Raw genomic sequence first — 13,063 nt, 5'->3', positions numbered from 1 at the left:
TGCTCGGCACGATTGCCTATCGCCCTCCCACCCGCCAAAATGCCGCCAACCGATCCCCCAGAAACTCACCGGAGGACACCATGGGAACCAGCATCACCTTCAAGCGCCCGGACGGTAAGGACGCCTCGGGCTATCTCGCCAATGCCGGGCGCGGCAATGCGCCGGGCGTCGTCGTGATCCAGGAATGGTGGGGCCTGTCCGATCAGATCAAGGGCCTGTGCGACCGCTTCGCGCTGGCCGGCTTCGACGCGCTGGCGCCCGATCTCTACAAGGGCAAGGTGGTGCCGTATCACGACACGGACAGCGCCAACAAGGAGATGAACTCGCTCGACTTCATGGACGCCACCACGCAGACCGTGCGCGGCGCCACGCAATATCTGTCGCGCAACGGTGCCAAGGTCGGGCTGACCGGCTTCTGCCTCGGCGGCGCCGTGACCATCATCGGCGCGACCAAGATCCCGGAGCTCGCGGCGGGCGTCGTGTTCTACGGCATCCCGCCCGAGCAGGCCGCCAAGCCTGCCGACGTCAAGATCCCGCTGCAGGCCCATTTCGCCAACAAGGACGATTGGTGCACGCCGGAGCTGGTCAACGGTTTCGAGAAGGCCATGAAGGCCGCCGGCAAGTCGCTGGAGCTGTTCCGCTATGACGCCGAGCACGCCTTCGTCAACGAGCAGCGCCAGGCCGTGCACGACCGCGAAGCCGCCGAGCTCGCCTGGGGCCGAGCGACGGAGTTTTTCAGGAAGCATCTGGGGTAGGGGCGTGAAGGACAAATCTGAAGCCGATGCGCAGTCGAAGCGTGAGGCCTTCAAGGTCCCGGAGGACCATCGCGCTGCCGTTCTTGAGGGGCTCCGCGAGGCCGATCGAGCCGAGTACGCGACCGATGCAGACATGGCCGCGCTTTGGAAGCGGTGCGGCCTCTAGTCCGTAGCCCGGATGGAGCGAAGCGGAATCCGGGGACTTTCCGATTGTGGACGAACCCCGGATTGCGCTGCGCTCCATCCGGGCTACCGCCTTGCCGCACCCTTGACGGCGCCCCCGCGCCATGGTGATTATCCGCCCATGAGCACCGCCGTCCGCCCAGCCCGTCTTTGGTGGCGCACCTCCTGACGAGGTGGCCGGTGCGATTTCTTTTCCCAAAATCGTCTGAGGTCGCCAGCACAGCGCGGCGGCCTGATCGTTTGTCCTGTGTGGCGTTCCCTCGACAAGTTTCGTAAGAGGACGACATGAACAGGACAGTCTTTGCCCTCCCGGCTCGAAGCGACTACGTGACCCGCGCGGGGCTTGCGATCACGCGTGTGGCCGAGCAGTTCACCGGCGGCGCCAACCGGCTCGACGACCTGATCAACCTGCTCGACCGCCGCCGCGGCGTGGTGCTGTCCTCGGGCACGACCGTGCCCGGCCGCTACGAGAGCTTCGATCTCGGCTTCTCCGACCCGCCGCTCAAGCTCGAGACAGTTGGCGTCAATTTCAAGCTGGAAGCGCTGAACGCGCGCGGAGAGGTGCTGATCGCCTTCCTCGGCGATGTCTCGCGCGAACCCTGTGTCGTCATCTCCGAGAGAACGGCGAGCCGCCTTGCCGGCCACATCATCCGCGGTGATGCGCCGGTCGAGGAGGACCAGCGCACGCGGCGTGCCAGCGTGATGTCGCTGGTGCGCGATCTCGTCGCCGCCTTCTCCGCCAGTGATGACGGCCTGCTCGGCCTGTTCGGCGCCTTTGCCTACGACCTCGTCTTTCAGATCGAGGACCTCGTGCAGAAGCGCCCGCGCGAGGCCGACCAGCGAGACATCGTGCTCTACGTGCCCGATCGCCTGCTCGCCTACGACCGTGCCACCGGCCGCGGCGTGGTGCTCTCTTACGATTTCGCCTGGAAGGGCAAGTCGACCGAAGGCCTGCCGCGCGAGACCGCCGACAGCCCCTATCTGAAGACGCCGCGCCAGGGCTTTGCCGATCACGCGCCGGGCGAATATCAGGCCACGGTCGAGACAGCGCGCGCCGCCTTTGCCCGTGGCGATCTGTTCGAGGCCGTGCCGGGCCAGCTGTTCGCCGAGCCCTGCGACCGCTCGCCGGCCGAAGTGTTCCAGCGCCTCTGCGTCATCAACCCGTCGCCCTATGGTGCGCTGATGAATCTCGGCGAGGGCGAGTTTCTCGTCTCGGCTTCGCCCGAAATGTTCGTGCGCTCGGACGGCCGCCGCGTCGAGACCTGCCCGATCTCGGGCACGATCGCGCGCGGCCTTGATGCGATCGGCGATGCCGAGCAGATCCGCCAGCTGCTGAACTCGGAGAAGGACGAGTTCGAGCTCAACATGTGCACCGACGTCGATCGTAACGACAAGGCGCGCGTCTGCGTACCCGGCACCATCAAGGTCCTGGCGCGCCGCCAGATCGAGACTTACTCAAAGCTGTTCCACACCGTTGATCACGTCGAGGGCATGTTGCGCCCCGGCTTCGATGCGCTCGATGCCTTCCTCACCCACGCCTGGGCTGTCACCGTCACCGGCGCGCCGAAGCTCTGGGCCATGCAATTCGTCGAGGATCACGAGCGCTCGCCGCGGCGCTGGTATGCCGGCGCGATCGGCGCGGTGAATTTCGACGGCAGCATTAACACCGGCCTCACCATCCGCACCATCCGCATGAAGGATGGCCTCGCCGAAGTGCGCGTCGGCGCCACCTGCCTGTTCGATTCAGACCCCGCCGCAGAAGACCGCGAGTGCCAGGTCAAGGCGGCCGCGCTGTTCCAGGCGCTGCGCGGCGATCCGCCGAAGCCGCTCTCGACCTTTGCGCCTGATGCCACCGGTTCGGGCAAGCAGGTGCTGCTGATCGACCACGACGACAGCTTCGTGCACATGCTCGCCGATTATTTCCGCCAGGTCGGCGCCAGCGTCACCGTGGTCCGCTATGTGCATGCGCTCGACATGCTCAAGCAGAAGAGCTGGGACTTGCTGGTGCTGTCGCCCGGCCCCGGGCGCCCTGAGGATTTCGGGATCAAGACGACGATCGATGCGGCGCTGGAGAAGAAGCTGCCGGTGTTCGGCGTCTGCCTCGGCGTGCAGGCGATCGGCGAATATTTCGGCGGCGAGCTCGGCCAGCTCACCCATCCCGCCCACGGCCGGCCCTCACGGGTCCAGGTGCGCGGCGGCCGCCTGATGCGCAATTTGCCGAACGAGATCGTCATCGGCCGCTATCACTCGCTCTATGTCGAGCGCGACAGCATGCCGGAGGTGTTGTCCGTCACCGCCAGCACCGAGGACGGCGTCGCCATGGCGCTGGAGCACAAGACCCTGCCGGTCGCCGGCGTGCAATTCCACCCGGAATCGCTGATGTCGCTCGGCGGCGAGGTGGGGCTACGTATTGTCGAGAACGCGTTCCGGCTGGATGCGCCGGTCAATTGAGAGGCACGAATGACTTTTGACCACGACATCAAGGCCAGCGTCCGCACCATCCCGGATTATCCCAAGCCCGGCATCATGTTCCGCGACATCACCACCTTGCTCGCGGATGCGCGCGCGTTCCGCCGAGCCGTGGACGAGCTCGTCAACCCCTGGGCCGGCAACAAGATCGACAAGGTCGCCGGCATGGAGGCGCGCGGCTTCATCATCGGCGGCGCGGTCGCGCATCAGCTCTCGGCGGGCTTCGTGCCGATCCGCAAGAAGGGCAAGCTGCCGCATACCACGGTGCGCATCGCCTATTCGCTCGAATACGGCATCGACGAGATGGAGATGCATGTCGACGCGGTCGCACCCGGCGAGCGCGTGATCCTGGTCGACGACCTCATCGCCACCGGCGGCACCGCGGAAGGCGCGGTCAAGCTGCTGCGCCAGATCGGCGCCAACGTGGTTGCCGCCTGCTTCATCGTCGACCTGCCCGAGCTCGGCGGCGCCGCCAAGCTGCGCGCCATGGACGTGCCCGTGCGCACGCTGATGTCGTTCGAGGGGCACTGAGCGTCCTGGTGTTTCCGCCTAAGACCGCTGCAATATCAGGCTGAGCTCGAGCTCCCGGAAGGCGATGTAGTTGCGCCGCGTCCATTGGTGCAGCTCGGTCGAAGAGTCCTTCTCCTGGCGCAGATAGCCCGTGAAGGAGAAGTTCAGCCGGTCGATATAGGTCTTCAGGAAACCGGGCAGTGCGGGCAGGCGGAACAGCCGGCCGCCCCCCATCGCCGCGGGCAGCTCGCCGCGGACGACATATTCGTTGTCCACCGTGACCAGGTTCATCCGCGGGATCTGCCCGCGCAGCATCTCGTGGGCGCGGGCCGAGACGCGGTCGGTGTCGGCGACGAACAGGATCATCGGCGCAACGTGGCGCCGCGCCGCCTCCTTCAGAAGGCCGATCTCGTCGGTCATCTTGAAGAACTCGTCGAAGGCGTGGAAGCCGAGGTCGATCACCTTGGCAAGTCCGTCATCGACGATGACGCGGTCCATCAGCTGCATCTTGCCGAAGGTGTCGATCACGTCGGCGGTCTCGGTCACCTTCGGCAGGTAATCGAGCAGCGACGGCTCCTTCAGATTGACGTCGAAGGCCGCGACGTTGCCATTCTTGAGCAGCAGGAATTCGCTCAAAAGCCGCGCCAGCAAGGTCTTGCCGACCTGCGGGCGGGGCGAGCAGATGATGTAGACGGGTGTCGCGGGCATTGCCAGCTATATCAGGCCAACTCACCGCCCAATCCAGCCGTATCAGCCCGGCTTGCGCAACTATTTTTCGCTGTTGCGGGTGGCGGATTTCGAGCCGACGATGTCGGTCAGGCGGATGCGGTCGTATTCGCTCCAGACGTTGGCCAGCCAGTGCCGGACATAACCGCGCAGCACGAAGGAATAGTTCGCGGCCTCGTCGCTGATGCCCTTGTTGGCCACGAATTTCAGGAACGGGACGGAGGACACCTCGACCTGCTCATAGGCCATTTCGTTGAGCTTGGGGATCGTCAGCTCGGTCGCGTCCTTGATGCGGTGGAAGTAGGAATTGTAGGTCGCCTGGTCCCACTGGAAGAACTGGGTGTCGTTGATGAAGTTCTTGACCAGGAAATATTTCGCGCCCCCCATGAAGCCTGCGGTCTCCGCGATCTCCTCCAGCGAGGCGATCGAGGGTCCGAGGATGTGGAACACGGCGAAGGTGATCTGGCCGGCCTTGGCGGCGTCGAGGAAGCCGATGTCGCGCAGCGAGGCCAGCGCCGGCGAAAGCAGGCCGGCGCGGACGTCGATCACGGTGACCGAAGGGCTGACAGCGTTGAGCGTGTCGAAGATCTTCATCTGATCGGACGTCGTCGTCATGTCGACGATCTCGGTGATATCGGGGTGGAAGCGTTTCAGGGTTCCGCGCGGCGACTCCGTATCGAACGCCCGCGTCGGCACGTTGTTGGCCGAGAAATAATCGAGCAGGGTGCGCGATACCGTGGTCTTGCCGACCCCGCCCTTGTCCGCGCCCACCACAACCACTGCCGGCTTTGCCATTGCTGTCCCCTAACGCGCGCCCCCGATCGCGAGGTCGCAATCGGCCGGGCCCCAAATCGATGTCCCGAGTCTGCTGTTGGGCGCGAACATGGCAGAAACAAGGGAGAATTCAATTCCTCGCGCTCCACTTACGGCAATTCCCGAGGATTTTCCCGATTGCCGGGAAACCCGGCGCATGAAGCGGCAAATCACGCCATCAGTGACGGCTCCACGGTCCCATCGGATTGGCTGCCGGGGCTCCTGAGGGACTGGGCGCGGGAACGGGCGGCGGGTTGGCGGGACCGGCCGCATCGCTCCACGGCCCCTGCGAGAGCGGCGGCGGCCCGTCCTGCGCCTCGGCATGTTCGGTCTCGAGTTGTTCCGTCTCTTCGGCGGGGTCCGGCAGCGGTCCCGGATCGCGCCCGCCGGCGAACTTGACCAGCGCGTCGACCCGGGACTGCACGGAAGGGTGGGTCGCGAACAGGTCGGCAAAGCCCTCGCGCGGATTGTCGACGCAGAGCTCCATCACCGCCGAGGTCGCGCCCGGCAGCTCGCCGCGGCCCTCGATCTTGCGCAACGCCGAGATCATCGCGTCGGGGTCTTTCGTCAGCTCGACCGAACCGGCGTCGGCGAGATATTCGCGCGACCGCGACAGTGCGAGCTTCACCACCTGCGACAGCAGCCAGGCCAGCACGATCAGCACGATGGCGATGATGATGACGATGATCGCGCCGCCGCCGGAGCTCTTGCTGTCGCTCGACGACGAGGACGACCGCGACGACGAGGACGAGGAGCCGCCCGAGCTCCAGTTCAGATTCGTGAACAGGCGGAAGAACAATTCGCCGAAGAAGCCGACCACGCCGGCGATGATGACGGCGACCACCATGAGTTGCACATCGCCGTTCTTGATGTGGGTCAGCTCGTGGCCGAGCACCGCCTCGATCTCCTTGTCGTTGAGCGCATCGAGGAGACCCGTGGTGACCGTGATGGAATATTGCCGCGGATTGAGGCCGGTCGCGAACGCGTTCAGCGCCGGGCTCTCCATGATCTTCAGCTTCGGCATGGTGAGGCCGCGCGAGATGCAGAGGTTCTCGAGCAGATTGTAGAGCCGCGGCTGTTCCTGCCGGGTGACGCTGTGGCCGCCGGTCACGGCATCGATCATCGACTGGTGAAAGAAATAGGCGATCACGATCCAGACCGCCGCCACGACCGTTGCAATCGGCGCGGCCTTGAGCAGGTCCGAGAAGGCGTGTCTCAGATAGTACGCGGCGGTCTCACTGTCGTCGATGAACACCTCGGCCACCAGCGCGCCGGCATAGACCAGCACATAGACCAGCGCGAACAGGCCGGCGAGCAGCAGCATCGAACGAAGCTTGTTCGAGGCGATGTGCGTGTAGAGACCATACGCGGCCATGACGCGATGCCCTGCCGGCCTATCGGCTCAAATCAGAACTTCACCTGCGGCACGGTCTCGACCTCGGTGCGGCTGGCGCCGAGATCGAAGAAGTCCTTTTTGGTGAAGCCGAACATGCCGGCGAACAAGGCGGCGGGCAGCTGCTGGATGCCGGTATTGTATTCCTGCACCGCGTTGTTGAAGAAGCGACGACTCGCCGCGATCTTGTTTTCGAGGTCGGAGAGCTCGGACGCGAGCTGCTGGAAATTGGCGTTGGCCTTGAGGTCGGGATAGGCCTCCGACAGCGCGATCAGCCGGCCGAGCGCGCCGGAGAGCTGGTTCTCGGCCGCGGACACCTGCGCCGGGCCCTGTGCCGACATCGCCGAATTGCGCGCCTTGATGACGTCGTCGAGCGTGCCGCGCTCGTGCGAGGCGTAGCCCTTCACCGTCTCGACCAGGTTCGGGATCAGGTCGTGACGCTGCTTGAGCTGCACGTCGATGTCGGCAAAGGCCTGGCCGACACGCTGGCTCAGCGCCACTAGGCGGTTGTAGGCGCTGAAAGCGATCAGCGCGAGGACGACGATGACGCCGAGAACGATCCAGCCGGTCGACATGGAGAACTCCTGAAGAGGGAAGAAGGCGGGCGCTAGGGTAGACGAAATTAACGCAGGATGAGAGCCCGGCGCGGAGGGAAGGTAAGACTTGGTCGGATCAGGAACGGCCCGAGTTCAAGGTAGGCACGGCCAGCGAAATTAACTTTCGGACATGACGGCATCGCCCCAGCGCCAGCGCCGGGCCTCGGCATAGGCCGCCTTGTCCCGCCGCGGGACGTTTGCCGGCGCAACCCCAGCCTCCGTGCAAAGCTTGGCCGCGATCTCGGCCTTGCCGATGTCCGGCGGTGCCAGCACGCGCGCGGCGCGGCTCGCGGGCGGGGTGCGGGTCAGGGCGACGTAGATGAAGCGCTCGTCCTCGAACGGCACCTCGGCGCCCTTGATCTGCCGGTGCGCCTGCGAGCGCGGCAGGCGCTGGCTGAAATGGCACCAGTCGGGCGCGATGAGCGGGCACGGCCTTTCGTGCGGGCAGGGCGCGGTGACGAAGGCGCCAGCTGCGATCAGCTGCTGGCGCAGGGCGAGGATGCGGGCATAGCCAGCGGGCGTGCCGGGCTCGATCACCACCAGCGCGTGGCGCGCCTTGGCCCACATCGCCTCGGTCAGCTTGCGCTGATCGGCCTCGCTGAGCTCGCCGATGATGTAGCTGGCGATGACGAAATCGGCCTGTGAGACCTCGGCGAGGTTGCCGCCGGCATCGCCGGGCAGATAACGGCACTCCGCCAATCGCGAGCTGCCGTGTGCCAGTTCGAGCGCGAGCCGGCTCAGCGTGGCGTTGGCATCGAGCAGGGTAAAATCCTGTAGCGACGGAAAAGCTTCCGCGGCGGCCCAGCTGGCGGTGCCCGGACCGGCGCCGACGTCGAGCAATGTTTCGGGGGCGAGATCAGGCGCGATCTCGGTGAGCGCATTGAGGCTGGCCGCCACCGCCGCGTAGGTCGCGGGCATGCGCGCCAGCGCATAAGCGAGCGCATCTGCGTCCGACTTGATCGTGCCGGAGGTGCCGCCGGCGCGATACGTAGTCGAGATCCTCTGCGAGCGCCGGGCCGCGTCGGTGCGGGACAAGCCCTGTAGCTTGCCGTCGAGGGCGGCTTTCAGTTCGGCGGGAAGGGTGGGGGAGATCATCAGCAACCCCACGTCATTCCGGGGCTCGCGAAGCGAGAACCCGGAATCCATTTATCTGCAGCGTCGGTCGCACCATGGATTCCGGGTTCGACGCTGCGCATCGCCCCGGAATGACGGTCCAAGATCACGCCACGTTCTGGTCGAGAATGTCCACGGCCTCGGCGAGGCTCACCGACACCAGCTGCGACACGCCGCGCTCGGCCATGGTGACGCCGAACAGGCGGTTCATCCGCGCCATCGTGATCGGGTTGTGCGTGATGATGATGAAGCGCGTGTCGGTCGAGCCCGTCATCTCGTGGAGGAGGTTGCAGTAGCGCTCGACGTTGTGGTCGTCGAGCGGCGCGTCGACTTCGTCCAGCACGCAGATCGGCGAGGGGTTGGTGAGGAACACCGCGAAGATCAGCGCCATCGCGGTCAGCGCCTGCTCGCCGCCTGAGAGCAGCGACAGCGTCTGCGGTTTCTTGCCCGGCGGCTTGGCGATGATTTCGAGGCCGGCTTCCAGGGGGTCGTCGCTCTCGATCAGGTGCAGCGCGGCTTCGCCGCCGCCGAACAGCTCGACGAACAGGCGCTTGAAGTGCTCGTTGACGACGTCGAACGAGGTCAGCAGCCGCTCGCGGGCTTCCTTGTTGAGGCTCTGGATGCCCTGGCGCAGCCGCTTGATGGCCTCGACCAGGTCGTCGCGCTCGGTGACGAGGCCGGTGTGCTGGGTCTCGACCTCGCGCAGCTCTTCCTCGGCGCGCAGATTGACGGCGCCGAGGCGCTCGCGGTCCCGGCGCATCTTCTCGAGGTCCTCCTCGATCTCGTGCAGCGGCGGCAGTTCGGCGCCGGGCTCGAGCTCGGCGAGGCCGGCGACGGCCTGCGGCTCGACCTCGAGCATGTCGCGGATCTCGCGCTCGATGTCCTCGAGCCGGCGGCGGGCGCCTTCCATGCGCTCCTCGGCGCGGGCGGTGGCCTCGCGGGCGCTGGAGAGCGCCTCGAGCGTCAGCTTGGCGACACGGTCGGTCTCGGCCATCGCGGTCTCCGCGGTGGCGAGCGCGTCGGCGGCCATGCGGCGGTCGTTCTCGGCGTATTCGATCTCGGTAATCAGCGCGCTGCGCTTCTCGGCGAAAACGGCCGGGGCGTTTTCAAGCTCGCTGCGCTCGATCGTGAGCTCGGCGATACGGGCCTGGATGGTGTCGATGTGGGAGGCCGCGCTCTCCTTGCGGTTCTGCCACTCGGTCCGCTCGGCGAGGATCGCCTGCACGCGGCGGTCAGCGAGCTCGGCTTCGCGTGCCAGCGCCTGCGCCTCGGCGCGGACCTGGGCGGCCATGCGGCGGCGGCCTTCGATGTCGCTGCGGACGGCGGCGAGCTGGGTTTCGGTGTCTTCGCTCGACGGCAGCTCGCCGATGCCGGCCTGGGCGTATTCGTAGGCGGCCTCGGCTTCGGCGCGGTCGGCGGCGAGGCGGCTGTGCGCTTCCGACAGCGTCGCCTTGCGCGCGGCATGGCGGCTGATCTCGCGCTCGGCATTGGCATGGCGCTCACGCGCGACGTTGAGCTCGCGCTGCGCGCCGCGCCAGGCTTCGCGGCTGGCGCCTTCGGTGCTCGCCGCCATCTGCAGCTCGGACTCGGCGTTCTCCAGCGCCTGACGCTTGATCTGCGCGTCGATGCGGGCCTGCTCAAGCTCGTTCTCGATGTCGACGAGACGGGCACGCTCGGCGAGACGCCGGGCGGCGCCAGTCGGGGCATGCGCCGCGGCGACAAAACCGTCCCAGCGCCAGACGTCGCCCTCGGGCGAGACCAGCCGCTGGCCGGTCTTGAGCTGCGACACCAGCTCGGCGCCGCGCTCGCGCGGCACCACGCCGATCTGGGCGAGACGGCGGGCCAACTCGGCCGGCGCCTGCACATGGTTGGAGAGCGGCACGGCGCCTTCGGGCAGCTCGGGATCGCCCTCGGTGTGTCCGACATTGGTCCAGCGCATCGGCGCCGACGGATCGATCGGCGCATCGAGATCGTCGCCGAGTGCCGCGCCGATCGCCTTTTCAAAGCCCTTGTCGACGGTGATGCCGTCGATGATCGGCGGCCACAAATTCTTGGTCTCGCCGTTGACGATCTTGGAGATCGTGCGCGCCTCGGTCTCGAGCCGCTGCACGCGCTTGTCGGCCTCGACCAGCGGCGAGCGCGAGGATTCCAGCGTCTGGCGTGCCGCGACATGCGCAGCTTCGCTGGCCTGCGCCGCAGCTTCGGAGGCCGCCAGCGTCTCTTCCGCCGTCTCGACCAGCGCGGTCAGCTCGTCGAGATCGCCGAAGCCGCCGGTTGCTTCGGTGAGCTTCTGCTCTTCCGCCGTGACGTTCGCGATCTCCTGATCGAGCCGGGCGAGCTTGTCGCGATGGGTGCGGACGTTGGCCTCGAGCTGGTTGCGCTTGGCGGTGAGGTCGGCGAGCGCGGTGGTGAGCTCGGCGAAGCGCTGCTCGGTTTCGGTCAGCACCGCCTCGGCCTCGGCAACGCGCTCGTCGACGCCGGAGCGCTTCTCGACGCGCGACTTGATCTCTTCCTTCAGCTCGGCATCTTCGGCGTCAAGCCGCTGCAGCGCGACGTCGGCATCCATGGTCTGCTGCTGAGCACGGGAAATGTCGCCCTCGAACTGGGCAAGGCGGCGCTCGAGCTCGGTGACGCGCTCCTTGGCGCGCTCTTCCTCACGGTCGAGCTGCTCGCGGGCATTGGTCAGGCGCTGCAGGCCGGCCGCGGCGCGCGCTTCGGCATCGCGCAGCGCCGGCATCTCGGCGGCGCGGATCGCCTGGATGCGGGCGGCTTCGGCCTGGTGCTGGGTGCGCTCGGCCATCTCGCGCACGGCGAGATCGTGGGTCTGGCCGGATTCGTTGACGTCGGCATGGGCACCGACCCAGCGCAGGTGGAACAGCGTGGCTTCGGCCTTGCGGACCTTGGCGGCGACCTCGCGATAGCGCACGGCCTGGCGAGCCTGCTTCTTCAGGCCTTCCATCTGGCCGGAGAGCTGGCCGATCACATCCTCGACGCGGGTGAGGTTGGTTTCGGCCGCCTTCAGCCGCAGCTCGGCCTCGTGACGGCGGGCGTGCAGGCCGGCGACGCCGGCGGCGTCTTCCAGCACGCGGCGGCGCTGCTCGGGCTTGGCCTGGATGATCTCGCCGATCTTGCCCTGGTGGACGAGGGCGGGCGAACGCGCACCGGTGGCGGCGTCCGCGAACAGGATCTGCACGTCGCGGGCGCGCACGTCGCGGCCGTTGATGCGGTAGACCGAGCCGGCCTCGCGCTCGATGCGGCGGGAGATTTCCAGGATCTGGCTGTCGTTCATCGCCGCCGGCGCGGTGCGATCGGCATTGTCGATCGTCATCGTCACTTCGGCATGGTTGCGCGCCGGACGATTGCCGGAGCCGGCGAAGATCACCGCATCCATGTCGGCCGCGCGCAGCGACTTGTAGGAGGTCTCGCCCATCGCCCAGCGCAGCGCCTCGACGAGATTGGACTTACCGCAGCCGTTGGGGCCGACCACGCCGGTCAGGCCGGGCTCGATGACGAAGTCCGTCGGCTCAACGAAGGACTTGAAGCCGTGAAGGCGCAGGCGGGTGATTTTCATAAGCACGCATCTCTGTTGGCAGGCGCGAATCCCCCTGCCGGGACAATACCATGGAAGGCAATGTCGCTGTCTGGGTGAGTCGCGCGAGGCGCCTCATGCGGCTGGACAATGGCCGCGGTGCGCCGCGAGGGCAACCGGCGAAAGCCGCTTTTCCCAAGGGATTTATGCCGGGAAAGATACGGCTTTCGAGATGCGAATCAGGATCTTGACGCGCGAATCAGCTCTTCAGCAGCGGGTTGATCTTCTTGGCGAACTCCTCGAACGAGGTGTCGCCCTTGATCTTCTCGCCGTTGATGAAGAAGGTCGGCGTCGAATCCACCTTGAGCACGTCGCTGGCATATTTCTGGTCGGCGGCAATCTTGTCGAGCAGCGCCTGGTCCTTCAGGCAGGCCTCGACCTGCTGCTGGGTGAGGCCGGCCTGCTTGCCGATCCGCGTCAGGGTCTCGGTGGTGTTCTTCATCACCCAGTCATTCTGCTGGCGGAACAGCATGTCGGTGACCGCGAAGTATTTCGGCGCATCGTCCTTGGCGATGCAGCGCGACAGCATCGAGCCGGCGGCGGCTTTGATGTCGAGCGGGAACTCGCGGAAGATGTAACGCACCTTGCCGGTGTCGATGTATTCCGTCTTGATCTTCGGGAACACCTGCTCGTTGAAGGCGGCGCAGTGCGGGCACGTCATCGAGGCGTATTCGGTGATGGTGACGGCGGCATCCTTCGGGCCGAGCGCCATGTCGGGCAGCGACACCGGCTTGGCGACGTCGGCGGCCGACTGCGCCATTGCTTCAGGGATCATGGCGTCCGAGATGAACCGCAGCGGCGAGAGCCCGGCGAACGCGGCAAGCCCGGTCAGCGACAGCATCGTGGTGAAGGCGCGGCGGGTGATGATCAAGGTCGGCTCCCGGGATTGGCAAGGTTCGCCCGAAGGACGGGTCAA

The 13,063-nt window shown here is 66.5% G+C and carries 11 protein-coding genes; 4 read left to right on the top strand and 7 right to left on the bottom strand.

All coding sequences use genetic code 11. From position 1 onward, the window contains the following. The first annotated feature begins 80 nt into the window (after positions 1 to 80). The 4 genes from I6F12_RS29540 to I6F12_RS29525 all read left to right on the top strand — a co-directional run bounded on the left by I6F12_RS29540 (position 81) and on the right by I6F12_RS29525 (position 3,938). Complete coding sequence (locus tag I6F12_RS29540; RefSeq protein WP_057026276.1) at positions 81 to 755, top strand: dienelactone hydrolase family protein; 675 nt, start codon at positions 81 to 83, stop codon at positions 753 to 755. A gap of 4 nt (positions 756 to 759) precedes the next feature. Further along, complete coding sequence (locus I6F12_RS29535; protein ID WP_157784007.1) at positions 760 to 921, top strand: hypothetical protein; 162 nt, start codon at positions 760 to 762, stop codon at positions 919 to 921. A gap of 302 nt (positions 922 to 1,223) precedes the next feature. Beyond that, positions 1,224 to 3,389 carry an anthranilate synthase component I gene (locus I6F12_RS29530; RefSeq protein ID WP_225157818.1) on the top strand — a complete coding sequence of 722 codons (2,166 nt, stop codon included), beginning with the start codon at positions 1,224 to 1,226 and terminating at the stop codon, positions 3,387 to 3,389. Positions 3,390 to 3,398: 9 nt separating this feature from the next. Next, positions 3,399 to 3,938, top strand: coding sequence for an adenine phosphoribosyltransferase (locus I6F12_RS29525; protein WP_036024845.1), 540 nt, complete (start codon positions 3,399 to 3,401; stop codon positions 3,936 to 3,938). A gap of 18 nt (positions 3,939 to 3,956) precedes the next feature. Here the strand turns inward: I6F12_RS29525 and I6F12_RS29520 are convergent, their stop codons facing one another. The 7 genes from I6F12_RS29520 to I6F12_RS29490 form a co-directional block, all read right to left on the bottom strand. Continuing rightward, positions 3,957 to 4,625, bottom strand: a complete 669-nt coding sequence (locus tag I6F12_RS29520) for a hypothetical protein (protein ID WP_109144997.1) — start codon at positions 4,623 to 4,625, stop codon at positions 3,957 to 3,959. 60 nt (positions 4,626 to 4,685) lie between these two features. Continuing rightward, positions 4,686 to 5,438, bottom strand: a complete 753-nt coding sequence (locus I6F12_RS29515) for a hypothetical protein (protein WP_225114462.1) — start codon at positions 5,436 to 5,438, stop codon at positions 4,686 to 4,688. Positions 5,439 to 5,634: 196 nt separating this feature from the next. Continuing rightward, positions 5,635 to 6,831: a M48 family metallopeptidase gene (locus tag I6F12_RS29510; protein WP_225157817.1), complete on the bottom strand. Its 1,197-nt coding sequence runs from the start codon at positions 6,829 to 6,831 to the stop codon at positions 5,635 to 5,637. 32 nt (positions 6,832 to 6,863) lie between these two features. Further along, positions 6,864 to 7,424, bottom strand: coding sequence for a LemA family protein (locus I6F12_RS29505; RefSeq protein WP_036006288.1), 561 nt, complete (start codon positions 7,422 to 7,424; stop codon positions 6,864 to 6,866). A gap of 138 nt (positions 7,425 to 7,562) precedes the next feature. Next, a complete protein-coding gene (locus I6F12_RS29500; RefSeq protein ID WP_225157816.1) occupies positions 7,563 to 8,540 on the bottom strand; it encodes a small ribosomal subunit Rsm22 family protein in 978 nt (325 codons plus the stop codon). Between the two features lie 124 nt (positions 8,541 to 8,664). Continuing rightward, entirely contained in the window at positions 8,665 to 12,129 is a 3,465-nt protein-coding gene (gene smc, locus I6F12_RS29495) for a chromosome segregation protein SMC (RefSeq protein ID WP_225157815.1), read from the bottom strand. A gap of 217 nt (positions 12,130 to 12,346) precedes the next feature. Then, positions 12,347 to 13,018 carry a DsbA family protein gene (locus I6F12_RS29490; RefSeq protein ID WP_036006292.1) on the bottom strand — a complete coding sequence of 224 codons (672 nt, stop codon included), beginning with the start codon at positions 13,016 to 13,018 and terminating at the stop codon, positions 12,347 to 12,349. Between the last annotated feature and the right edge of the window lie 45 nt (positions 13,019 to 13,063).

The organism is Bradyrhizobium sp. IC4059 (assembly GCF_020193615.1).
GTDB lineage: Bacteria > Pseudomonadota > Alphaproteobacteria > Rhizobiales > Xanthobacteraceae > Bradyrhizobium > Bradyrhizobium yuanmingense.
The sequence above is the reverse complement of the archived record's forward strand: the minus strand, read 5'-3'. Positions and strand labels throughout refer to the sequence as shown.